Below are 22,734 nucleotides of genomic sequence, written 5' to 3' on the forward strand. Positions count from 1 at the left end.
AGACTGCATAGCCACTCCACTAGCGTGCGCACAGGATAGCCTGTTCCACAGGGATTATTGTAGCCATCCTCTTTTTCCGTCCAAACGGGACCGGCAATGTCAAGATGAGCCCAAGGGGTGTGATCCACAAACTGTTGTAAAAATAGGGCTGCGGTAATTGAACCTGCGGATCGCGGACCGGTGTTTTTCATGTCCGCCACTTGGGATTTCATGCCCTCAAAGTATTTGTTTTCAAGGGGCATTTGCCAGAACTTCTCGCCGGAGCGATCGCCAGCCTGTTGTAGGGCTTGCGCCAATTCTGAGTTATTGCTCCAAAGACCGGCAATGTTATCTCCCAAAGCCACAATACAGGCTCCAGTCAGCGTGGCCAAATCCACAATGGCATCTACCCCCAATTTCTCAGCATAGACCAGGGCATCAGCAAGGGTGAGGCGACCCTCCGCATCAGTGTTGTTGACCTCAATGGTTTTACCGTTGGCGGCCGTCAGAATATCCCCCGGATGCATGGCACGCCCACTGATCATGTTTTCAGTAGCGGCAATAATAAAGTGCACCTCAATGCCGGGGGGTTTGAGTTGACCGATGACCTTGGCAGTACCTAAAACGGCGGCGGCTCCCCCCATGTCCATTTTCATGGTTTCAATGCCCCCTTGGGTCTTGAGGTTGAGGCCACCCGAATCAAACGTTAAACCCTTACCCACCAGGGCGATTTTCTTCTGCACCGTGCCCCCCGGCGTATAGGTGAGGTGAATAAATTTCGGCGGCAAATCTGACGCCTGAGCCACCCCCAAAAAGGCGCCCATGCCAAGGGCGGCACATTCCTCCCGCTCTAAAATCTTTGCGCTCAAGCCGTAGGTAGCTGCCAGCTGCTGAGCTGTTTCCGCCAGGGTAACGGGGGTCACTTGGTTGGCGGGTGCATTCACCAGTTCGCGAGCCAAAATCACGCCGTCGCAAATTTGCTGGGCACGGTTCAGCGCCGCTGCTTGTTCCCCTAGACCCAACAGAGTCACGGATTCGGGATAGGGGAGTAACTTGCGGGCTTCGGGATCAGACTTGAAGCGGACATCGCTGTGGAGGGCAAGGAGCGTCCCTTCGGCAATGGCTTGGGCAACATCGGCTGCATCTAGGGTCTCATGGGGCAGGGCCATTGCCACGGTTTTGGCTTTTTCGCGACGGGCAGTGCGGGCAATGGTGGCAGCGGTACGGCGGAGGGTTTCGAGATTAAATTCATCGCGATTGCCTAGCCCCACAAGCAGCAGTTTCTTGATGGGGAAGTTAGGCAATAGGCGCATCAGCAGGGAGGTGCCAGATTTGCCTTGAAATTCCCCTTCGGTGATCAGGTCTTGCAATAGACCGTTGAGCCGTTGATCGAGGGTCGTGTAGGGGTCGGTGAGGATAAGGGTGTCTTCCGTTTGAAAGACAGCGATCGCCAGTAAATCCCCCGACCAGTCGGAAATTGCTGTAGTGGTTGTTTGCAGCTGCATGCCTATGGACGACCCAAAAATCTCTTAACTCCTTTATTTTATCGGCGTTTAGGCCCTAACAGGAACCGAGACACTGCAAAAATTCAAGGGGCAAGCCATCGCAGTCACGAATAAAGGCAACGTGATAGAGGTGAGAACCAATCACCTGCTGAGTGGGCTTCAGCAATAGCTCAAAGGGTAAACCCTGTGCCTTCAGGGTTTGTGCCACCTGATTGAGCCATGTTTCAAGGGGATCAGGATAGTCACTCAGATCAAAGGAGAGATGGTAGTAGCCGACGTAGTGTTCATTGTGAAAAGGATCCGCAGGCGGCTGGGGTTCAGGCACCTGCAGCAGTTCGAGGCGGCTGTGCCAGCCCTTGAGCCAACAGGCAAGGGTATAGCCTGTGGTAAAGCGGACCTCCATGGTAAAACCCAGGCATTCATAGAAGGCGATCGCCCGCTGAATATTGGCGGTGCGAATGGACACATGGTGCAAGGCCATAATTACTCTGGTTTTGGACGCAGCCGCTCAGGAAAGTCAATAAAGACGCGCTCACCGGCACGGACACCGCGGATAATCTGGGTTTTGTCTTGCCAACTACTGCCAATGGTGACCGGGCGGAATGTTGGCCGCTGGTTTTCTCCCACCACGTAAACCCCCGTTTGGCCGCGCTCAACGGCAATGGCCACTGTCGGCACCAAAAGGGCATTGTTAATTTCTTGCCCTAGAAAATCTAAATCCACATTCATGCCGGAGCGCAGTTTATCCAGCCCGCTAACCAAGGAAACCCGCACTTGAAAAAAGGTGACATTTTGCTCGACAACGGCTTCGGGTGCCACTAGGCGCACTTGCCCCTTAAATGTTTCTCCTGGATAGGCATCGGCTCGGATTTCAACGGGTTGCCCCACCCGTACTTGGCCAATATCCACTTCCGGCACTTCGGCAAGAATTTCTAAGCCCTTAGCGATCGCCACAATGGAGGTGGAAGTGGCAGAGGTGGTCGCCGAAGCGGTGGTTGTTGGCGTAACAAATGCCCCCGGATTCGCATACTTCTGGGTAATGATTCCCGTAAACGGTGCGCGAATCACTGTATCTTCAAGGGCAGCACGGGCAGCTTGGACTTGGGCTTGGGCCGCCGCCACAGCGGCCTCTGCTTGGCGGATCTCCTCGCTGCGGGCACCACGCTGCAGGAGTTGTAGCCGCTTTTGCGCTTCATTCAGGTTGGCGATCGCGCTCTCCCGATTCGCTTTTAGTTCGTCAAGGGTATCGCGGGGAATCGCGCCTTCAGCCGCGAGCAATTCATTGCGTTTCAGGCGTTCTTCAGCCAATTGGGCACGGGTAGCCGCTGCTTGCACTTGAGCTGCCGCTTGGGCAATTTCCTCGGCCCGATTGCCGGCAACCACGCGATCGCGACGGGCAATGGCGTCGGCCAGATTGGCCTGAGCCTGGGCAAGTTGCGCCTGCTCATCGCGGTTATCCATGCGGGCAATGATTTGACCCGCTTTGACCCGATCTCCCTGCTCAACGTAGAGTTCCGCCAGCAACCCTGCCCGTTTTGGACTAATGTTTACCGTTTGCACCGGCACCACTTTGCCGGTGGCAGCAATCCGAGCCACCAAATCGCGACTGTCTTGAACCGGTACGGTGTAGCGATCCAGATCAAGGGGCGTTTGCCGCGATCGCCACCACAGCAGTCCACCACTGCCAATCACACCGGCAGCAATCACCCCAATCACCAGCGATCGCCAAAGGGAAGAAGGTTTACCGACAAAGGGAATAAACGCCGCCATGAATGCTTTACAATTCTTGCCCTATTCTAACGTTATGTTACAGTCCCCCAGCCGAATGACTGTATTGGCGGTATCTATGGGTTCCATCTCTCCCTCAATAGAAGTGCAGATGCTATCCTAACCAGTACTGTCTATGTCCTTTGCCTATGAATCCTGCACTCTCCCAGATTGGCCAGCAAATGTCCCAGCTGACGGGAGTTCGGGCAATTATGAAGGATATTATCGAGACACTGCGCCTCAACCGCGGTCAAGACCTAATTAACTTGAGTGCAGGCAATCCCCTGATTCTCCCTGAAGTGGAGCAACTGTGGCGCGACTGTACCCACGAGCTAATGGCCAGTCCAGAATTCGGCCAAGTGGTCTGCCGCTACGGCACAAGCCAGGGGTATGAGCCACTGATTGCCGCTGTGGTGGATGATTTTAATCGCCGCTATGGCTTAAATCTGACGGAGCGCAATGTTTTGGTTACGCCCGGCAGTCAGGCCATTTACTTTTTTGCAGCCAATGCCTTTGGCGGCCCTAGTGCTAACGGCGAACTCAAAAAAGTCGTTCTTCCCTTAAGTCCAGAATATACCGGTTACGGCGGCGTCAGCCTCAGCCCCGATACCGTTGTTGCCTATCGCCCCCGCCTTGAGATTTTTGAAACAGATCACACATTTAAGTATCGTCCCGACTTTCAACAATTGCACATTGACGAGACAACCGGCTGCGTCATCTTCTCTCGCCCCTGCAATCCCACGGGGAATGTGCTCACCGATGTGGAAGTGCGGCAAATTGCGGATCTGGCGGTACCCTACGGGGTTCCTGTCCTCATTGATGCTGCCTATGGCCCCCCCTATCCCAGTTTGAACTTTACGGAACTCGCCCCTATCTTTGGTGGCAATATTGTCCACTGCCTCAGCCTCTCCAAAGCAGGGTTGCCGGGGGAACGGGTGGGAATTGCCATCGGCGATCGCGAAATCTTGAGTGCTCTGGAAGCCTTTCAAACCAATGCCTGTATTCATGCCTCGCGCTACGGTCAGGCGATCGCGGCTTTGGCCATTGCCAATGGTGCCCTAGCCGAAGTGTCTGTCAATGTCATTCGTCCCTTCTATCAGCGCAAGTTTACCGTTCTCGAAGAAACCCTGCGCACTGCCTTGCCCGACAACATTCCTTGGTTTTTGCATCGCGGTGAGGGGGCGATTTTCGCATGGCTGTGGTTGCGGGACTTACCCATGACCGATTGGGAATTGTATCAACACTTGAAGCGAGCAGGGGTGATTGTCGTCCCCGGCAGTTCCTTTTTCCCCGGTTTGAACGAGCCGTGGCGCCACAAACAGGAGTGCTTGCGCATTAGTCTTACCGCCAGTGATGAGGACATTGTCCTAGGCATGCAGCGACTGGCTGCCACCATTACCCAAGTCTATCAAGAATCCCCTAGCCGCTCCTATTCCGATGTCCTTGCCTAAAGTTGGGGAGCCGCCAAACAGCGATTTGTTAGATAGGCCTCGGCAGATTTTCTGGAGTTCCCCCCTGTAGGGTTTTGAAGAGGGCGGCAGCAACAACCTGAGGGGCAGGCTAATCCCAAGGAGACAAGCACTGACGGGAGTGCGACTCTTGGGGCAGCGGGAGCCTTTGGTAAAGACTTGCAAACAAGCGTGAAGGAAGCTCAAGAATCTTGATACAACAATTGATGGAGTTGTAGCCGAACGTCAACCGATTCCTATGAATATTGCTGTCATTGGCCTGAGTCACAAAACCGCCCCCGTGGATGTGCGCGAAAAATTGAGTGTGCCAGAGGATGTGCGGGAGCGGGCACTACAACATCTATGCGGCTACGCCCATATTCAGGAAGCCACCATCCTCAGCACCTGTAACCGCCTAGAAGTTTACATTGTTACCAGTGACACTGAGGTGGGGGTGCGGGAAGTGCATCAGTTTCTCAGTGAGCGGAGCCACATTCCCCTGCCCCAACTGCGTCCCTATCTCTTTATCCTGCTGCATCAGGATGCAGTCATGCACCTCATGCGGGTGGCATCGGGTCTGGATAGCTTGGTGATTGGCGAGGGACAAATTCTCTCCCAAGTGAAACGCTGTCATCAGTTGGGGCAGCAGTACAAGTCCATTGGTTCGATTCTCAATCGCCTCTTTACGGCGGCGATCGCGGCCGGCAAGCGGGTTCGCACCGAAACCAGTATTGGGACGGGCGCAGTCTCTATTAGTTCAGCGGCGGTGGAACTGGCAGATCTGCACTTAAAGAATCTCCAGAATTGCCGTATTGCCATTGTCGGTGCGGGCAAAATGTCCCGCTTGCTGGTGCAGCACCTAATTGCCCGTGGCGTCAAGGAAATCAGTATTATCAACCGCTCCCTGGAGCGAGCACAGGAACTCGCGCAGCAGTTTCCCGAAGTGCGCTTTGAACTCTTTACCATGACGGATCTCCTGCCGATTGTGGCCGCCATGGATTTGGTCTTTACGGGCACAGCAGCGACACAACCCCTCTTGGATCGGGAAAATTTAGGGTCAGTGCTCACAGGCGATCGCCCCCTGTCCATCATTGATATTTCCGTGCCCCGCAATGTCCATGCCAACGTGACGGAATTGGGCAGTGTGCAGCTTTTTAACGTGGATGATCTCGAAGCTGTTGTTGCCCAAAACCAAGAGGCGCGGCGCCAATTGGCTCAAGAGGCCGAGGGTATCCTTGAGGAGGAATTAGAGACCTTTTTGGCTTGGTGGCACGCCCTAGAAACGATTCCGACCATCCGCAGTCTGCGCCAAAAAATGGAGGCCATCCGCACTCAAGAACTGGAAAAAGCCCTCTCACGCTTGGGTAGTGAGTTTGCCGAAAAGCACCAAGGGGTCATTGAAGCGATGACGCGCACAATTATCAACAAAATTCTCCATGACCCGACAGTGCAACTACAATCTCAACGGGATTTAGAGAGTCGTCAACGCGCTATGCAAACCCTCCAAAACCTGTTTAATCTCGAACCCATTGAAGCTTAAGGTCTATGCGCCACGTGGGCGATCGCGGAGAAGCGGTGGTCGCCGCATGGCTGCAAACCCAGCGGTGTCAAATTTTGGCTCAGAACTGGTCTTGCCCTTGGGGAGAGCTGGATATTGTTGCCTGTGATTCGGAGGGAGCGGTACACTTTGTTGAAGTGAAAACCCGCCGTTCCCACAACTGGGATAGCGATGGCCTCGGTGCTATTTCCCCCAGCAAGCAACGAAGACTCATCTTGGCCGCCCAAGCATTCCTAGAATGTCAACCCCAGTGGCAAGATCGTCCCTGTTGCTTCGATGTCGCCTTGGTGCGATACCGGGCAGGTACCTACCGGCTGCACCGATACTTGGAGCACGCATTTACACTGGATTTCACCAATTGAGTAGCTTTTGCAAGCGATCGCGAATCCACTGAATGGGACAACTTTGATCCTCCTCTTGGCCACTCAGCTGCCGCAGCTCCTGTTGAGGTTGCACCAGCACATCCTGACGGCGGGCGATCGCCCCTGCAATATCAGGGTGTTCTTTTAGCAACTGTTCAAATCCCTCCCTGGGCAAAACAAACAACACCGTAGCCGTCATGGCCATCATTAAGGTTAATCCCCACTGCTTGTAGAACAATAATGGAACCCAGTGCCCCTCGGCACCACTGACAACGGTGGAAATGGCTTCGCGGTTACCTAAATCCAAGCCCAAGCGGGGTAGGAGCTGATCTTTCAGCACTCCCTTAAAAAAGCGCGCCAGAATTGCAACAAGGATAAGAAGTAGCACCACTTGAAACAGCCAACGCCGGGAAATGGTTTCCCGCTCAAGGCGAAACAAAGGTGCATCGGCAACACTCGTGAAGAACGACCACAGTTCAATGACTTGGGATGGGATTCTCCACAGTCTCCTCAGGTGTCCACCCACTTAGACAGTGCCTAAGATAATCAGCGTGCCCAAGTTTATCCCCTCACTTTAGCAGGGGGCAACTGTCAACTGAAGAAACTCTCTCCCTCGATCCCTTCAGTGATGATTTGTGATCTCGGTCATCAGAGGCTTGGGTGCAACATATCCCACAATAGCCAAAGGGCGATCGCTAACAGGCTGCTGCCCGTCAGTGTTTGTAATCGCTGTTCTGAGAGGTACCGTGACAACCAGCGACCAATCAATACCCCAATTAAACTAGTCGTCACTAAGGCTAAAGCTGCTCCCAAAAATACTAGCCAAGGAGAAGCAGCGCGGGCAGCCATGAAAAATACAGCAATTTGAGTCTTATCGGCAAATTCAGCCCAAAAGACGGTTAAAAACGCAACTCCGAACTCTCGCCATGGCAACGCGCGCTTAATCACCGACTGCCCTCTAGGCGTCCGTCATTTCCTCAACAGTTTCAGTGGTCTTCGTCTCTGGGCGATTTTCTGTATTTAGGCGGCGGCTGTAGCGACCCGAAGAACGCTTGCGAAACTTGCGAGCATAGGCTTGGTTACGAAGGGCTTTTTCTTTCTTGGGATTGCGGCGTTTGGCCATGCTTACCTCGATGGTAGGGGTGGTCTCAGCATTCAACAAAAATTAAGTACAGGAATAATATTATATCGTAATTTTTCCCTGAGGACAAGAAGTCTCCCCTCGCAAAAGCTGCAAGCATACTGCACCAAAGGAAATGAGAACCCCCCTAAGCCTTGACCTAGGGGGAGGAGGAGCCTTGTTCTGGCAGAAAGTTGCCAATGGGCGGGACTATTTAGTTTCCGAGAACTCAGCGTCAATCACTTCGTCGTCACCGCTACTACCACTGCTACCGCTGCTGCCGGAGCCAGTTCCATCACTGGACTGAGCACTTTGGTAGACACTGGAGCCGACACTGTAGAGGGTTTGTTGCAGATCCTGCATCAGGGATTTCACCCGTTCAAAGTTAATGGACTCAATGGGCTTCTTCTCAGCTTCAGTGCCGATTTCCGAACGCAGGTTGGCAATGAGGGAGGTGAGACGGTCTTTATCACTGGTTGAGACTTTATCCCCCAGCTCATTCAGCTGTTTCTCAGCCTGATAGCAGAGTTGCTCGGCTTGGTTTTTGGTTTCAACTTTCTCACGTTTGGCTTTGTCGGCGGCGGCGTTTGCTTCCGCTTCGCGCACCATGCGTTCCACTTCCTCTTTAGGCAGCGTTGAGGCGCCTGTGATGCTAATCGACTGCTGTTTGCCGGTGCCTTTGTCGCGAGCGGTCACATTGAGGATGCCGTTGGCATCAATATCAAACGTGACTTCGATTTGGGGGACGCCACGGGGTGCCGGAGGAATGCCGTCTAACCGGAAGGTACCGAGGCTCTTGTTGTCGGCAGCCATTTCCCGCTCCCCTTGCAGGACGTGGATTTCCACATTGGTTTGACCATCAACAGCAGTGGAGAAGATCTCGGATTTCTTCGTCGGAATCGTGGTGTTGCGGGGAATGATTTTGGTCATCACACCACCAAGGGTTTCCACCCCTAGGGACAGAGGCGTAACATCCAGAAGGAGAATATCCTTCACTTCCCCTGCCAGCACCCCAGCTTGGATGGCAGCACCCACAGCCACCACTTCATCGGGGTTCACACTCTGGTTAGGGTCTTTGCCCAATAGCCGTTTGACCAGCTCTTGGATCGCGGGAATACGGGTGGAACCTCCCACCAAAACCACTTCGTCAATCTGCTCTTTAGTGAGTTTGGCATCCCTGAGGGCTTGCTCGACGGGGACACGGCAACGATCAATCAGATCAGAGCAGAGTTCCTCAAATTTAGCGCGGGTGAGCGTCATGTCAAGGTGCTTCGGACCATCCTGCGTTGCGGTGATAAAGGGCAGGTTAATTTCCGTTTGCATGACGCTGGAGAGTTCAATCTTGGCTTTTTCTGCCGCTTCCGTGAGCCGTTGCAGTGCTTGTCTGTCTTTGCGCAGGTCAATGCCTTCTTGGGCACGGAAGGACTCAGCCAAGTAGTCAACAATTTTTTTATCGAAGTCGTCACCGCCCAAGTGGGTGTCTCCAGAGGTGGCGAGCACTTCAAACACGCCATCACCCACTTCGAGAATGGACACATCGAAGGTACCACCCCCAAGGTCGAAAACGAGGATGGTTTCATTGGCTTTTTTGTCAAGGCCATAGGCCAAGGAGGCGGCGGTGGGTTCGTTAATGATCCGCAGCACTTCCAGACCGGCAATTTTGCCAGCATCTTTGGTGGCTTGGCGCTGCGAGTCGTTGAAATAGGCAGGCACGGTAATCACCGCTTGGGTGACTTCCTCGCCAAGGTATTTGCTGGCATCTTCTTTGAGTTTGCGCAGAACCTGAGCAGAGATTTCTTCGGGGGCAAACTGTTTGCCAAGGGCAGGGCAATCCAGCTTGACATTGCCATTGACGTTCAAAACTTTGTAGGAGACCTCAGTGGCTTCGTGGGTCACCTCATCGAAGCGACGGCCAATAAAGCGCTTCACAGAATAAAAGGTATTTTCGGGGTTCATCACTGCTTGCCGTTTGGCAATTTGACCCACGAGGCGATCGCCATTTTTGGTGTAGGCAACAACGGAGGGCGTTGTCCGAAACCCTTCAGCATTGGCAATAACCGTGGGCTTGCCCCCTTCCATGACGGCCACACAGGAGTTGGTGGTCCCCAGATCAATTCCAACAACTTTTGCCATAGCGACGAAAACTCCCTTTGCAGGCTAACTTTGATGCGGGGCACAGCACCCATATTGGGCTTAACCCTCTCTCTTTACCTATAGTGCGATCGCTCCTACTGGAAGCAAAAGGGGGATTTACCGAACCTACAACGGGTGGTCAACCGCGTAAGGTAAAGGATCTACAAGCCCCAATTCGGCAAAGGCGGCTAGACGCAAGCGACAGGCATCACAGCGACCACAGGCCTGTTCACCCTCACCATAACACGACCATGTTTTTTCCCAAGGTACGCCGTATTCATTGCCAAGACGAATAATGTCTTTTTTATGAAGTTCGAGGAGGGGCGTCACAATTTCAATGGGCTGACCTTCACGCCCCTGCTTGGTGCCAAGGCGATAGACCTCCTGCATGGCGGCAATATAGTCGGGGCGGCAGTCGGGATAGCCAGAATAATCAAGGGCATTGACGCCAATATGCACCGTTTGCGCTCCTAGGGCTTCGGCATAGGCGAGGGCAACACTCAAGAAAATCGTATTGCGGGCGGGAACATAGGTGACGGGAATCTCTTGACTCATGGTGGCCAGATCGCGATCGCAGGGCAGGTCAATGGTTGAGTCCGTCAATGCAGAGCCACCCCACAACCGTAAATTGAGGGAGAGAATTTGATGCTCAAGAACGCCTGCTGCCTTAGCAATGGCGATCGCTGCTTCTAACTCCCGCCGATGGCGTTGTCCATAGTCAAAGGAGAGGGCATAGCAGGCATAGCCCAGCGCTTTGGCACGAAATAAGACGGTGCTGGAGTCTAACCCGCCTGAGAGCAACACAACGGCCTTTTGTGTCGTCATCTTACCTGTCTATCAAAAACTTTACATTTGGCAATGCTGTGGTAGCATCTTTCTGAAAATGTTCATCCTGTGGATATTTACCTACTACTTACGGCGGGCGATCGCCAACACCAAACCTTTCCCCGGTTGCGTAGAGGAGTGAAAGAACTAAACATGAGCTTTGCCGTCCGTCCCCAGCCCGAACCACTGCGCATTGGCGTTATTGGTGTTGGCAATATGGGTCAGCACCACACCCGTGTTTTGAGTTTACTTAAAGATGTCGAACTTGTGGGCATCTCTGATGTGAATCTGGAGCGGGGCATTGATACCGCCAGCAAATATCGGGTGAAATTCTTTGAAAACTATGTGGATTTGCTGCCCCATGTTGAGGCGGTGTGTATTGCCGTACCCACCCGTCTCCACCACGAAGTGGGCATTACCTGCTTGCGCCACGGGGTGCATGTTTTGGTGGAAAAACCCATTGCCGCCAGTATCAGTGAAGCAGAATCCCTCGTGAATACGGCAGCGGAGTGTCAGTGCATTCTCCAAGTGGGGCATATTGAGCGATTTAACCCTGCGTTTCAAGAATTGAGCAAAGTCCTACGCACGGAGGAAATCCTTGCCCTTGAGGCCGATCGCATGAGTCCCTACTCCGATCGCGCCAATGATGTCTCAGTCGTTCTCGATTTAATGATCCACGACATTGACCTGCTACTGGAACTCACCAATTCCCCTGTGGTACGCCTGACAGCGGCAGGCAGTCGCTCTGCCAATTCCGGGTATCTGGACTACGTGACCGCTACCTTGGGGTTTGCCAACGGCATTATTGCCACCCTCACCGCCAGTAAAGTCACCCACCGCAAGCAACGGCGCATAGCTGCCCACTGCAAAAATTCCCTGACGGAGGCGGATTTCCTAAAAAACGAGATTCTCATTCACCGCAAAACCACCGCCTCCTGCAGCACTGATCACGGCCAAGTCCTCTACCGCCAAGACGGCCTGATCGAGAAGGTTTATACCAGCAATATTGAACCCCTCCATGCAGAGTTGGAGCACTTCGTCAACTGTGTGCGGGGCGGTCATCCCCCCTCGGTGGGTGGGGAGCAAGCCCTCAAAGCATTGCGCTTGGCCAGTCTCATTGAGCAGTTGGCCCTTGATGGCCACAGTTGGGGGCAGTTGGATGCCTCTTTGGCGGCGATTCATTAGGCTCTATCGCCCTCGTTTTCTTGCGCTAGGGTAGTAAGTACAGCAGCGAGGGTTGTGTCAATGATGGAGTTGGAAGGCTGTGCCTTTTTGGCTGCCCAAGCCAAGGTAAAGTCCTATCTCGCCTACTGGTTTCAGTTGGGCAAACGACTGTGTATCTGGGGTGGAGAGCATACTGTGCTGCCGCAACCTGTCCTTCAGGGCGATCGCTACAGTCAGGCCTTTGAGGCCTGCTGGGCCTATGTGCTCTCCGGTCAAGCAGGAGAATGCTTTCTTGAGGACACGACGGAGACGATTGCCCAACTCCTCAGCGACTCTTGGGACATTACCCCCTGTGCCCGCTGCCAAATGCCTGTGCCCCTACCCTACCATGGGTTGCCCCCTGTGCACTGTCCCTGTGCGAGTCTCCCCAATTGGCCCAACTTGGAGTTACCGCTGCCCCGCAGCCCAATTAATCCCCGTACTCACCTATTGTTGCTAAAAGAACGCCTCAGTTTTTAATGTGTGGGATGCGTCCTTACCCCCAGTTATTGCCCCTCAATGGCAGACGCCACACCCCGATCTCACCCTAGATTCCCATACGCTGCATCTTTGGTGGCTAACGCTTCCCCCTGAGGTTCCCAGTGAGGTTGTCCTGCGCACCTATCTACGTTGCTATCAACCGAATCTTGGGGAGAAGCCCCTACCACGTGCTGCCGGGGGTAAGCCCTATTTGGATGCGTTGGAATTTAACTGGAGCCATAGTGGTCGCTTAGCTGTGTTGGCCGTCAGTGGCGGAGCCGCTGTGGGGGTAGATGTGGAAATCTTGCGCTCCTGTCCTCAGCGTCTGGCCATTAGTCGGCGGTTTTTTGGCGCTGCTCTGCAAGAAAGGATATTAGGGGAGGGCGATTGCCTGTTTCTGCAGGCCTGGACCTACTACGAAGCATGGCTCAAAGCTCAGGGGATAGGGGTATGGCAGCGGACAGCAGCCCAGCCTTTAGAACATTGGGCAGCCAGTTTTCCGGTGGGCGATCGCGCCATTGCCAGTGTTGTTGTGCTAGCGCCAACTGCTCCCCAGTGTTTCTTTTTTCGGCCAGAAGCGATGAAATAAATGGATATTCACACTTGGTCAAACAGTGTCCTCTTTGCCAGAAGCCCTGCCACCAACAAAAAGAGCGCTATCAGATTTTTTATGAATTCTGCTAAAAAGGTTGTCTGTTACGTCAAAGGCTGAAGATAGGTCTGCACCAATGTCTGATAGAAGCCTAAGACACGCTTATCTTTGAACACCGCAGGGACACGGGCAAAGGCAGCACGGGAAATAATGGCATATTCAGGGATGGCAAATACACTTGTGTCATTGGCTTGATACTGTGGCCAAAAGTAGGGGGTGAGGTGGGGGAGTTTCTGCAGAATCCTTTCAATTTCTGCTTGGGCAACGGCCATCGCCTTGTCTGTGGTAGGGGCACCATTAAAGAAAATGGGCAAAGGAAGGGGCCCCCCTTCGCGGCGAAGGGTGTGAATCTCACCAAAAAGAAACTGATGAATAACCTGAGCGGCGTTGTTGAGCGAAGATAAATCCGTGTGCCGGGTGGGAATCAAAACAGCATCACTGGCATATACGGCACTCTTACTTAAGAAAAGCCACGCACTAGGGCAATCAATGAGGATGTAGTCGTAGCGATCGCGCAACGGCAAGAGGCATTCCCGCAGGCGGGTAATGGGTGGATTTTGCGTTTGCATTGCCTGAATCAGAATGCTTTGCAAGTCAGGGGCAGCGGGAATGACATCAAAGATGTGGGCAGACTGAATGCTGCTGCTGGTGCGGATGCGCAAGTGAAAGGGGCGAATCGTGGCTGTAATCGGCTCCTCAGGGTTTTGCAGGCAACTGGCGAGCGTTGTATTGGTGGGCGTTAATTCTAGTGCACGACTGAGATCCCCTTGGGGATCGCAATCTATGAGCAACACCGCGGCATTCGCCACGGCAAGGGTGGCTCCTAGGTTAATCGTGGTGGTGGTTTTGCCCACTCCCCCCTTGTGGTTATAGAGACACAGGGTGATGGCACGGGGGCGAGATTGCAAGCAGGTTTTGAGGTCTTCGATAATTCCCTCAAGGCGATCGCCCGTCAGTTCATAATTGGGCGTGGCTGGATAGACCAAGTGGCCATGGCGTTGAAAAAGCTGTAGATGGCGGGCATTCGTGATCAGCCCCCAAGTGGTTCGTTGACAATGGCAACCACTGAGAAGTTGCCGTAGCTGTTGTAGAGCGCGACTCTGATGGGTAGAACGACTGTCAAGGTTCAAGGCCACGGTTTGAGTCGGCGTATTACGGGAGCGACGAGCGGGAGTTTTAATCTCAACGATTAAATCGGGGTCAACTTGAGTTTGACAAAAGGGAGGCTGATTCTCGCGGGGGAAACGTGCTGCCACATCGGCAATGCCCGCACCGGTGTCAAAAAAGGAGAGGCGATCGCGATCGCTAAAGCCCAACACACTCAGCAGGGGTTGCACAAAGTGCTGCTCAACAACGGCTGCACAGGTCTCATCACTGTGAATTTGTTGCCATTGCGATCGCAAGCGGGAAATATCCACTGTCAAGCACCACCCAGCCGTCTTGAATTTTTCAGAATGGGTTGACCCCCTCCGAGCGTCAAGAGCACTTCCCAAAGGTCTTGCCCATTGAGTATGATAATAAGTCTGCAAATCTTTCACATTCGTCCCCTTGGGTGTCCTCACCGGATGATGGACGAATGGTTGTTGAACCCATAGGAGTACAACTTAATGGCAGTTCTGAGCCTTGCCCAAATGCTAGAGGCAGGGGTTCACTTTGGCCACCAAGCCCGCCGCTGGAACCCCCGCATGGCACCCTATATTTTCACCGTTCGCAATGGGGTGCACATCATTGACCTTGTCCAGACCGCCCAACTGCTGGATGAAGCCTACAACTACGTCCGCAACGCCGCTGAAAAAGGCAAGCGCTTTTTGTTTATTGGTACTAAGCGCCAAGCCGCCGGCATTATCGAACAGGAAGCTCTCCGCTGTGGCAGCTACTACGTGAACCAGCGCTGGCTGGGGGGGATGCTCACCAACTGGAGCACCATTAAAACCCGTGTGGAGCGCCTCAAAGAATTGGAAAGTATGGAGGAAAGCGGCCTCATTGATCTGCGCCCCAAAAAGGAGGCTTCGACCCTACGGCGAGAGCTGGCACGGCTGCAAAAATACCTTGGTGGGATCAAACAGATGCGGCGACTCCCCGATGTGGCGATTATCGTTGATGTGAAGCGGGAATACAACGCCGTTGCTGAGTGTCACAAATTAGGCATTCCCATCGTCGCCCTGCTGGATACCAACTGCGACCCTACCCAAGTGGATCTTCCCATTCCGGCTAACGATGATGCCATTCGTTCGATTAAGCTGATTGTGGGGAAACTAGCCGATGCTATTTACGAAGGCCGCCATGGTCAGTTGGAGGAACTCGAAACGGATCTCGCTGAGGAGGACGAGGAGGGGATGACCACCAGCGAAGATGGCGACGCTGAGGCTCTAGATATTCCAGAAGATTCTGATGCTTAATCCTTGAGGAACAGATTATGGCAGAGATTTCAGCCAAACTAGTCAAAGAACTGCGGGAAAAGACCGGTGCCGGCATGATGGACTGCAAGAAAGCCTTGCAGGAATCCAACGGCGATATGGAAGCCGCTATTGCCTGGTTGCGGCAGAAGGGTCTGGCCTCCGCCGGCAAAAAAGCCGGGCGGGTCACCGCTGAAGGTCTAGTGGATAGCTACATTCACACCGGCGGGCGCATTGGTGTGCTTGTGGAAGTCAACTGCGAAACCGACTTTGTGGCTCGCAACGAGAAATTCAAAGCCCTTGTCCAGGACATTGCCAAGCAAATTGCTGCCTGTCCCAATGTGGAATTTGTCTCAATGGACGATATTCCCCCTGAGTATAAGGAAAAAGAGCGCCAGATTGCCCTCGGCTCCGATGCTCTGAAGGGGAAACCTCCTGAAGTCAAGGAGAAAATTGTGGCGGGCAAACTGGAAAAAACCCTCAAAGAATTGTGTCTGCTCAACCAGCCCTTTATCCGCGATCAGTCCAAGACCGTTGAGGAGTTGGTCAAAGAGCACATTGCCGAGCTGGGGGAAAATATCCGCATTCGCCGCTTTCAACGCTTTGTCCTCGGTGAGGGAATTGAGAAGCAAGAAACTAACCTTGCTGAGGAGGTGGCCGCCCAAACCCAAGCCATGAGCACCGCTGCAAAAGCGGCTGAAGCCCCAAGGGAAGCGACCGAAACTGTCAGTGTCCCTGAAGCCACAGCGGCAACCACGCCGGAGACGACCCCTCAAACTACGGCAGAGGCAGCTCCTGAAACCACCACAGAGGCAGTCCTTGAAACTGCGGCAGAGGCAGCTCCTGAAACTACCACAGAGGCAGCCCTTGAAACTGCGGCAGAGGCAGCTCCTGAAACCACCACAGAGGCAGCCCTTGAAACGACGGCAGAAACAGCTCCGCCTGAAGCGGCTCCTGAGAGTAAAGGATTCGGTGCTGCCGCTAAAAAGGCGGGTAGCAAATCCCGTGCCAGCAAGAAGAAAAAGTAATGCCCCTAGGCATAGCCATGGGCTTGGAGAAATGCGAGGTCAATTTCTGCGGGCGGTGAGGTAGATGGAAAGCGGAGAAATTTATGGGTATATTTACCCAATAAATCCGCCTCTAGGTTCACTTCGTCACCAAGCCTGAGAAATTGCAATGTGGTCTCTGCGTAGGTGTGGGGGATGACAGCAATGCTGAATTCATCCCCTTTTTCATTGCAATGGGCAACGGTGAGACTGATGCCATTGATGGCAATGCTCCCCTTGGGAATGATGTACGCAGCAACACACTCAGGCGCGGAGAAGGTGAACTCCCAGCTGGTACCGGTGGGGGCGATCGCCAGGACGGTGCCGACACCATCCACATGACCCGTAACAAAGTGGCCACCCACTTTATCCCCGACTCGCAGGGCAGGTTCTAGGTTCACCATGGCTCCTGCTGCTGCTTTGGCTGCCAATGTCGTGCGCTGCAGCGTTTCCGGGGAGACACTGACCGTAAACCCCGTGGCATCAAAGGTTTCCACTGTGAGGCAGACACCATCAACGGCGATACTATCGCCAACGGCCACGTCCCCAAGGAAAGGGGCATCCGTGGCTGTAATCACCAACTGGGACTCGGAGCGCTGCTGGAGCATACCGATCGCCTGAATAATACCAGTAAACATTGTTATTAACCTTTCAGTAAATGTCTTTGATAAAATCTCAGCTCTGCCGCAAGGGCGGTGGCGATCGTACTGCTTTGGCGAAAGCCATGACCCTCTTCAGCAAAGGTGTAATATTCCACAGGAACGCCTTTGGCCTGTAGGGCAGCCACCATCTGTTCCGCTTGGCTTGGGGGAACGATCACATCCTTTAACCCCTGAAAGAAAATCACCGGGCGGGTGAGGTGTTCTGCATGGTAGAAGGGCGATCGCTGGCGGTAGAGGTCTGCCCCTGCGGGATAGGGAGCAATCAGTTGATCAAAATAATGGGCTTCAAAGGCATGGGTTTCCTTAAGCAGGCTAATGAGATCGCCAATGCCGTAGTAACTTGCCCCCCCCTGGAAGGTCGTGGTAAACGTCAGGGCGCAAAGGGCAGTGTAGCCCCCGGCGCTGCTGCCGCGAATGGCTAGGCGATCGCTAGCTACCCGTCCTTGAGCCACCAGATACTGTGCTCCAGCAGCACAGTCCGCCACATCCATCACGCCCCACTGTCCCCGCAGGGCATTGCGATAGGCGCGCCCGTAACCCGTACTGCCGCGATAGTTGACATCCAATACAGCAAAGCCGCGACTTGTCCAAAACTGGGTGCGTAGGTCGAACCCTGTACCACTGGCAGCCGTCGGCCCCCCATGACATCTGACGATCAAGGGTGGGCGTGAGCCTACTGGGGATTGTACCTGAGGATTTTGGGGCGGGTAGAAAAAGCCATAGGCCGTTGCCCCGTCACTTGTGGGAAATTCAATCACCTCCGGCTGGGAGATCCACGCCGGCGGCAGAGGAGCAGCAATGGGTTGCAGCGGTGTGGGGGTGCCGTCATCCAGATTGAACTGCACAATATGGGGAGGCAACAGGGGTGAACTGCCAATAAAAGCAACGGCGCGATCGCTCAAGCGCACTAGGGAATGGATTTCCGTATAGTCCGTCGGCACCGTTTGCCATTCCCCTGTTTCTAAAGACACCACCGCCAGCCGCCACAGCCCGCGATCGCTATAGGTCAACACCGCAGTTTCAGGATCTACAAGAGCATAGGTGGATTGGCCAAAGACCCACAGGGGCACGCCGGCATCATAGGGAGCTTGCCAAACGGCCTCATGGTGACCGTTACGGTAACGGTAGAGATTCCACCAGCCGGAGCGATCGCTAATGTAGTAGAGAGCCTCTCCCTGCCACTGGGGCTGTTGCACGGATTCCTCGCTGCTGCCGGCAATGCGGTAAGGGGTTCCCAGCGTGCCGTCTCCCTTGACCGTTGCCCCCCACAGTTCGCAGCCATCCCACGGCATCTGGGGCGCGGACCATTGCAGCCAGACCAGGGTGTTGCCTTCTGGACTCAACCGCGGTGCAGCGTAGAAACCAGCGCCTTGAACCAAAGGACTCCGTTTCCCCGCAAAGGAAATGGCAACAAGGGACTGCTGCGATCTCCCCGTCGGCGGATGCACTTCTTCAACACACAGCAGGCGATCGCGCCCAGGATCGACACAGCCGTCGGCAAAGCGGCAATTGTCAGCCCGATAGATCAACTGGGGGGTAGCGTCGCGCAGAGCATAGATGCCCTGATCGGCATCATTGACAAAGTAAATCTGATCACCATGGCACCAGTAGGCGCCGCCGCCGTACTCATTCACCCGCGATCGCACACTCCAGGGAGCCGCCAACAGGTCTTGCCCTTGGCGCACCAGTACGACTCGCCCCTTTTCCTGGGGACGCCGCTCCAACCAAGCTAGGCCAAGGGGAGTCGAGCGCAATTCGCTGATACTTGTGGTTGCTGCACTAACTTGGTCAGCAGAGAGGAGGGAAGGCCAGTCACCGTAGTCCAGACTCATTGGGGAATTTGCTCAAGTACCAACTTTTGCCGTTTCACCGGCTCAGGGATATTAATCGGATACTTGCCCGTAAAACAGGCGGAACAAAAGCGATCGCCCGTATCGTAGGTAGCCGCAATCATGCCCTGCCAACTAAGGTAACTTAGAGAATCCACGCCAATCTGCGCTGCAATCTCCGCCACAGACTTGGTGGCGGCAATGAGTTGATCTTGGCTGTCGGTATCAATGCCGTAAAAGCACGGATGAGTGACAGGGGGCGAAGAAATGCGCATGTGAACTTCGACGGCACCCGCATCGCGCAGGGCTTTGACAATTTTGCGGCTAGTAGTGCCCCGCACAATGGAGTCATCCACAATCACTACCCGCTGTCCCATCAGCACATCCCGCAGCGGATTCAGCTTCATCCGAATCCCTGCCTCCCGCATTGACTGGGTGGGCTGAATAAACGTGCGCCCCACATAGCGATTTTTAATTAGGCCTTCGGCATAGGGCACCCCCGTTGCTTGGGAAAAGCCAATGGCCGCTGGTACCCCAGAATCGGGGACAGCAATCACGACATCGGCATCGGCGGGCGCTTCACGCCCCAACTGCTGCCCTAGGCGCTGGCGGTAGCTGTAGAGGCTTTCTCCCTGCATGACACTGTCGGGGCGGGCAAAGTAAATCATCTCAAAGATGCACAGTTTCCGTTGGGATTCTGCCCATTGCACACTCTCCATGCCACTGGCACTGATGTGCACCAACTCCCCCGGCTCCACCTCCCGCACATAGTCAGCGCCGATAATATCGAGGGCACAGGTCTCCGAAGCAAGGACATAGTGAGACTTCCCCTCTGTCAGCAGGCGGCCAATCACCAGGGGACGAATGCCGTGGGCATCCCGCAGTCCAAACAATCCCGCCGGCGTACCGATCACCAAGCTGTAGGCTCCTTGGCACTGTTGAGCCGCAGTAATGATGCCCTCTGACCACGATTGCCCCGTGGCTACCGCTTGGGCGATCGCCCAAGCAATCAGTTCTGAATCCGTTGTACTCGCCAACACCGCTGGCGGCGCCTCACAGGCCAGCACCTGTTGCCGCAGGGCATAGGTGTTCACCAAGTTGCCATTGTGGGCCAAGGCCAAAGACCCTAGGCGAGTTTCTACCACTACGGGTTGGGCATTGACAATGCGACTAGACCCTGTGGTTGAGTAGCGGTTGTGACCGACTGCCCAGTCTCCCACCAGCCGTCCCAGAATCTCTTCGTTAAAGACTTGGGACACCAAACCCATATCCTTGTGGCAGTGCACCGTGTCACCCGCAAATGTGGCAATTCCTGCGGATTCCTGACCTCGATGTTGCAAGGCATAGAGACCAAAGTAGGCGAGGCGAGCCACATCTGCGCCGGGGGCATAAACCCCAAATACCCCACAGGCTTCTTCCGGCTTGTCCGCAAATTGTTGTTCTGTCATTTAGTCCAAATACTTTGGCAGGGGCGATCGCCACGCAAGAGCTAACTCTTCCATGGTAACCTTGATGAGCGGAGAATTGTCACAGGTGTCAATACACAGTTCTGTATGTTCACCATTAACAACCCCTAGGCGTGTCCAAGCGTCGGGCAATTGCGCCTGTACATAGGCTTCCCACGCTGTCTGTTTCGTCGGCGGCACCGAAACCAGAATTCGCGCTCCCCCTTCTGCAAATAGCAGCACATCCCAGCGGGGATAGGTACCCACCGGCAATTGAATCTTCGCCCCCCGCTGGCCGCTGAGACAGCTTTCCGCCAAGGCCACGGCTAAGCCCCCCTCACTCAAATCGTGGGCACTGGCAATCCACCCCTCCTGAATGCCATAGCGGCACACTGATTGCACCCGCCGCTCTAAGTCTAAATCAACTTGCGGCGGACGACCCGCCACAAGGCCATGGATCTGGGCAAGGTATTCCGACCCGCCTAGGCTGATACGCGGATCACTTAGAGGCGTTGTCAGAGGCAAGCCCAATAGGTAAATAGCATCTCCTACTGCCCGAAAGCCCTGCCCCACAACCTGCTGCCAGTTGGGAACCAACCCCACCATCCCCACCACCGGCGTGGGATAGATGGGTCGCGGCTGGCCGTTGCTATCAATGGTTTCGTTGTAGAGGGAGACGTTCCCCCCAGTCACCGGAGTCCCTAGCGCCCGACAGGCCTCAGCAAGACCGCGGCAGGCTTGAGCCAATTGCCAATACCCCACGGGGGTTTCTGGACTGCCAAAGTTGAGATTATCGGTGACAGCTAGAGGCTCTGCCCCGACACAACTCAGATTGCGGGCGGCCTCCGCCACTGCTGCTTTGCCCCCCTCGTAGGGATCTAGGTACACGTAACGACTGGGACAATCTACGGTCGCGGCAATCCCCTTTTGAGTGCCCCGCAGGCGAATCACGGCAGCATCGGCATCGCCGGGAAAAACCAGGGTATTGTTTTGTACTTCGTGATCGTACTGGCGATAGACCCATGCCTTGGAAGCAATGCTGGGGGTGGCCAAGAGGGTGAGTAAGATCTCCGAGGGAGATTGGCAGGGGAGAGCCAATTGCTCCACTGACCACTGCTGTGCCTGTTGTACATAGGCTGGCGGCTCACCGGGGCACTGCCGTTCATACACAGGCGTGTCTTCCGCTAGGGCACGGGCAGGTACCTCGGCGGCCACCTCGCCTCGGTAGAGTACCCGCACCACGGGTTCTGCAATTACCTGCCCCACCACCACGGCCTGCAAGCCCCAACGATGAAAAATCTCCATCAGTTCCGCTTCCCGCCCTTGAGCCGCCACAAAGAGCATCCGTTCTTGGGACTCCGAGAGCAGAAACTCGTAGGGCACCATGCCCGCTTCCCGCACGGGCACCTTGTCTAGGTTCAGCTCAATACCGACACCGCCTTTAGCGGCCATTTCCGATGTGGAGCAGGTCAACCCCGCTGCCCCCATATCCTGGGCAGCCACCACAGCACCGGTTTGAAAGGCTTCAAGACAAGCTTCAATGAGGCATTTTTCCAGAAAGGGATCCCCCACTTGAACAGCGGGGCGATCGCTAATGGATTCATCGGTCAACTCCGCACTGGCAAAGCTAGCGCCTCCCATGCCATCACGCCCCGTTGTGGCTCCCACATAGAGGACGGGATTTCCCACACCGCTGGCTGCGGCTTTGACAATCTCCGGCGTTTCCATGAGTCCCAGAGCCATGACATTTACCAAGGGGTTCCCCCGATAGCAAGGGTCAAAATACACCTCACCCCCCACCGTCGGCACGCCCACACAGTTGCCATAGTGGGCAATCCCCGCCACCACGCCTTTGACCAATTGTTGGGTTTTAGGCTCCTTGAGGTCGCCAAAGCGCAGGGCGTTTAACAGGGCAATGGGGCGCGCCCCCATCGTGAAAATATCCCGCAGAATCCCCCCGACCCCAGTTGCTGCCCCCTGAAAGGGTTCAATGGCCGAGGGATGGTTGTGGGACTCAATCTTAAAGGCAAGGCGCAACCCATCCCCAAGATCCACCACGCCGGCATTTTCGCCGGGACCGACAAGTACCCGTGGCCCTTGGGTGGGAAACTGCTTGAGCAGGGGACGGGAGTGCTTATAGCAACAGTGCTCTGACCACATCACGCCAAACATCCCCAATTCCGTACGGTTGGGATGGCGGCCAAGGCGACGGACGATTTCGCTGTACTCTTGGGGCTTGAGACCTTCGGCAGCAATCTCAGCCTCGGTGACGAGGGGCGTTTGGCTCATGGCAAAGGATTATTCGGCTACGTTACTGATTATCG

Annotated in this window: 20 protein-coding genes and 1 pseudogene; 8 read left to right on the top strand and 13 right to left on the bottom strand. The window is 54.7% G+C overall.

The window, feature by feature from the left end:
• The 3 genes from Q0711_RS03955 to Q0711_RS03965 all read right to left on the bottom strand — a co-directional run.
• Positions 1 to 1,484, bottom strand: a 1,484-nt coding sequence (locus tag Q0711_RS03955) for a leucyl aminopeptidase (RefSeq protein WP_298617273.1), incomplete at its 3' end; no start/stop codon positions are given.
• A 55-nt stretch (positions 1,485 to 1,539) separates the two neighbouring features.
• The gene (locus Q0711_RS03960; RefSeq protein ID WP_366519084.1) at positions 1,540 to 1,959 is read right to left on the bottom strand and encodes a VOC family protein; all 420 of its coding nucleotides are present in this window, start codon (positions 1,957 to 1,959) and stop codon (positions 1,540 to 1,542) included.
• 8 nt (positions 1,960 to 1,967) lie between these two features.
• Positions 1,968 to 3,254: an efflux RND transporter periplasmic adaptor subunit gene (locus Q0711_RS03965; protein ID WP_298617276.1), complete on the bottom strand. Its 1,287-nt coding sequence runs from the start codon at positions 3,252 to 3,254 to the stop codon at positions 1,968 to 1,970.
• A gap of 146 nt (positions 3,255 to 3,400) precedes the next feature.
• Between Q0711_RS03965 and Q0711_RS03970 the strand changes: the two genes are divergently transcribed.
• The 3 genes from Q0711_RS03970 to Q0711_RS03980 all read left to right on the top strand — a co-directional run bounded on the left by Q0711_RS03970 (position 3,401) and on the right by Q0711_RS03980 (position 6,619).
• Positions 3,401 to 4,702, top strand: a complete 1,302-nt coding sequence (locus tag Q0711_RS03970; RefSeq protein WP_298614078.1) for a valine--pyruvate transaminase — start codon at positions 3,401 to 3,403, stop codon at positions 4,700 to 4,702.
• A gap of 256 nt (positions 4,703 to 4,958) precedes the next feature.
• The gene (locus tag Q0711_RS03975) at positions 4,959 to 6,239 is read left to right on the top strand and encodes a glutamyl-tRNA reductase (protein WP_298614076.1); all 1,281 of its coding nucleotides are present in this window, start codon (positions 4,959 to 4,961) and stop codon (positions 6,237 to 6,239) included.
• Positions 6,240 to 6,244: 5 nt separating this feature from the next.
• A complete protein-coding gene (locus Q0711_RS03980) occupies positions 6,245 to 6,619 on the top strand; it encodes a YraN family protein (RefSeq protein WP_298614074.1) in 375 nt (124 codons plus the stop codon).
• Here Q0711_RS03980 and Q0711_RS03985 read toward each other — a convergent pair.
• From Q0711_RS03985 to queC, 5 genes are all read right to left on the bottom strand, one after another.
• Positions 6,609 to 7,145, bottom strand: coding sequence for a hypothetical protein (locus Q0711_RS03985; protein WP_298617278.1), 537 nt, complete (start codon positions 7,143 to 7,145; stop codon positions 6,609 to 6,611). The genes Q0711_RS03980 and Q0711_RS03985 overlap by 11 nt on opposite strands.
• A 122-nt stretch (positions 7,146 to 7,267) precedes the next feature.
• Positions 7,268 to 7,567 (bottom strand): TMEM165/GDT1 family protein, encoded by a 300-nt coding sequence (locus Q0711_RS03990; protein WP_298614067.1) that lies wholly within the window; start codon positions 7,565 to 7,567, stop codon positions 7,268 to 7,270.
• 10 nt (positions 7,568 to 7,577) lie between these two features.
• Positions 7,578 to 7,742 (bottom strand): hypothetical protein, encoded by a 165-nt coding sequence (locus Q0711_RS03995; protein WP_011057571.1) that lies wholly within the window; start codon positions 7,740 to 7,742, stop codon positions 7,578 to 7,580.
• A 207-nt stretch (positions 7,743 to 7,949) separates the two neighbouring features.
• Positions 7,950 to 9,872 carry a molecular chaperone DnaK gene (gene dnaK / locus Q0711_RS04000; protein ID WP_298614064.1) on the bottom strand — a complete coding sequence of 641 codons (1,923 nt, stop codon included), beginning with the start codon at positions 9,870 to 9,872 and terminating at the stop codon, positions 7,950 to 7,952.
• A gap of 126 nt (positions 9,873 to 9,998) precedes the next feature.
• Entirely contained in the window at positions 9,999 to 10,697 is a 699-nt protein-coding gene (gene queC / locus Q0711_RS04005; protein ID WP_298614062.1) for a 7-cyano-7-deazaguanine synthase QueC, read from the bottom strand.
• Between the two features lie 153 nt (positions 10,698 to 10,850).
• Here queC and Q0711_RS04010 point away from each other — a divergent pair, with 153 nt between their 5' ends.
• The 3 genes from Q0711_RS04010 to Q0711_RS04020 are packed head-to-tail and all read left to right on the top strand — an operon-like array spanning position 10,851 to position 12,969.
• Positions 10,851 to 11,882, top strand: coding sequence for a Gfo/Idh/MocA family oxidoreductase (locus Q0711_RS04010; RefSeq protein WP_298614104.1), 1,032 nt, complete (start codon positions 10,851 to 10,853; stop codon positions 11,880 to 11,882).
• A gap of 60 nt (positions 11,883 to 11,942) precedes the next feature.
• The gene (locus tag Q0711_RS04015; protein ID WP_298614060.1) at positions 11,943 to 12,380 is read left to right on the top strand and encodes a hypothetical protein; all 438 of its coding nucleotides are present in this window, start codon (positions 11,943 to 11,945) and stop codon (positions 12,378 to 12,380) included.
• A gap of 1 nt (position 12,381) precedes the next feature.
• The gene (locus tag Q0711_RS04020) at positions 12,382 to 12,969 is read left to right on the top strand and encodes a 4'-phosphopantetheinyl transferase superfamily protein (protein ID WP_298614058.1); all 588 of its coding nucleotides are present in this window, start codon (positions 12,382 to 12,384) and stop codon (positions 12,967 to 12,969) included.
• 107 nt (positions 12,970 to 13,076) lie between these two features.
• On the opposite strand, the gene Q0711_RS04025 is transcribed toward Q0711_RS04020, so the two are convergent.
• Positions 13,077 to 14,450, bottom strand: coding sequence for a ParA family protein (locus Q0711_RS04025; protein WP_298614056.1), 1,374 nt, complete (start codon positions 14,448 to 14,450; stop codon positions 13,077 to 13,079).
• 189 nt (positions 14,451 to 14,639) lie between these two features.
• Between Q0711_RS04025 and rpsB the strand changes: the two genes are divergently transcribed.
• A complete protein-coding gene (rpsB, locus tag Q0711_RS04030; RefSeq protein ID WP_298614054.1) occupies positions 14,640 to 15,431 on the top strand; it encodes a 30S ribosomal protein S2 in 792 nt (263 codons plus the stop codon).
• A gap of 17 nt (positions 15,432 to 15,448) precedes the next feature.
• A pseudogene (gene tsf / locus Q0711_RS11650) lies at positions 15,449 to 16,093 on the top strand (translation elongation factor Ts); the annotation flags it as partial.
• Between the two features lie 368 nt (positions 16,094 to 16,461).
• Here the strand turns inward: tsf and Q0711_RS04040 are convergent.
• The 4 genes from Q0711_RS04040 to purL are packed head-to-tail and all read right to left on the bottom strand — an operon-like array spanning position 16,462 to position 22,699.
• Entirely contained in the window at positions 16,462 to 17,112 is a 651-nt protein-coding gene (locus Q0711_RS04040; RefSeq protein ID WP_298614050.1) for a riboflavin synthase, read from the bottom strand.
• A 5-nt stretch (positions 17,113 to 17,117) separates the two neighbouring features.
• Positions 17,118 to 18,968, bottom strand: coding sequence for a S9 family peptidase (locus Q0711_RS04045; protein WP_299041705.1), 1,851 nt, complete (start codon positions 18,966 to 18,968; stop codon positions 17,118 to 17,120).
• A complete protein-coding gene (gene purF / locus Q0711_RS04050) occupies positions 18,965 to 20,413 on the bottom strand; it encodes an amidophosphoribosyltransferase (protein WP_298611303.1) in 1,449 nt (482 codons plus the stop codon). Before purF ends, Q0711_RS04045 begins: the two co-directional genes overlap by 4 nt.
• Positions 20,414 to 22,699 carry a phosphoribosylformylglycinamidine synthase subunit PurL gene (purL, locus tag Q0711_RS04055; RefSeq protein ID WP_298611301.1) on the bottom strand — a complete coding sequence of 762 codons (2,286 nt, stop codon included), beginning with the start codon at positions 22,697 to 22,699 and terminating at the stop codon, positions 20,414 to 20,416.
• Positions 22,700 to 22,734 lie beyond the last annotated feature (35 nt).

This window comes from uncultured Thermosynechococcus sp. (assembly GCF_937958135.1).
In the GTDB taxonomy this organism is placed as follows: Bacteria; Cyanobacteriota; Cyanobacteriia; order Thermosynechococcales; family Thermosynechococcaceae; genus Thermosynechococcus.

Bases quoted from the DNA above. Each gene is read 5' to 3' on its own strand.
- Q0711_RS04010 (WP_298614104.1), top strand. From the start codon at position 10,851: ATGAGCTTTGCCGTCCGTCCCCAGCCCGAACCACTGCGCATTGGCGTT.
- Q0711_RS04040 (WP_298614050.1), bottom strand. From the start codon at position 17,112: ATGTTTACTGGTATTATTCAGGCGATCGGTATGCTCCAGCAGCGCTCC.
- Q0711_RS03995 (WP_011057571.1), bottom strand. From the start codon at position 7,742: ATGGCCAAACGCCGCAATCCCAAGAAAGAAAAAGCCCTTCGTAACCAA.
- Q0711_RS03975 (WP_298614076.1), top strand. From the start codon at position 4,959: ATGAATATTGCTGTCATTGGCCTGAGTCACAAAACCGCCCCCGTGGAT.
- Q0711_RS03970 (WP_298614078.1), top strand. From the start codon at position 3,401: ATGAATCCTGCACTCTCCCAGATTGGCCAGCAAATGTCCCAGCTGACG.
- Q0711_RS04045 (WP_299041705.1), bottom strand. From the start codon at position 18,968: ATGAGTCTGGACTACGGTGACTGGCCTTCCCTCCTCTCTGCTGACCAA.
- Q0711_RS03980 (WP_298614074.1), top strand. From the start codon at position 6,245: ATGCGCCACGTGGGCGATCGCGGAGAAGCGGTGGTCGCCGCATGGCTG.
- purL (WP_298611301.1), bottom strand. From the start codon at position 22,699: ATGAGCCAAACGCCCCTCGTCACCGAGGCTGAGATTGCTGCCGAAGGT.
- Q0711_RS04015 (WP_298614060.1), top strand. From the start codon at position 11,943: ATGATGGAGTTGGAAGGCTGTGCCTTTTTGGCTGCCCAAGCCAAGGTA.
- rpsB (WP_298614054.1), top strand. From the start codon at position 14,640: ATGGCAGTTCTGAGCCTTGCCCAAATGCTAGAGGCAGGGGTTCACTTT.
- dnaK (WP_298614064.1), bottom strand. From the start codon at position 9,872: ATGGCAAAAGTTGTTGGAATTGATCTGGGGACCACCAACTCCTGTGTG.
- queC (WP_298614062.1), bottom strand. From the start codon at position 10,697: ATGACGACACAAAAGGCCGTTGTGTTGCTCTCAGGCGGGTTAGACTCC.
- purF (WP_298611303.1), bottom strand. From the start codon at position 20,413: ATGACAGAACAACAATTTGCGGACAAGCCGGAAGAAGCCTGTGGGGTA.
- Q0711_RS03965 (WP_298617276.1), bottom strand. From the start codon at position 3,254: ATGGCGGCGTTTATTCCCTTTGTCGGTAAACCTTCTTCCCTTTGGCGA.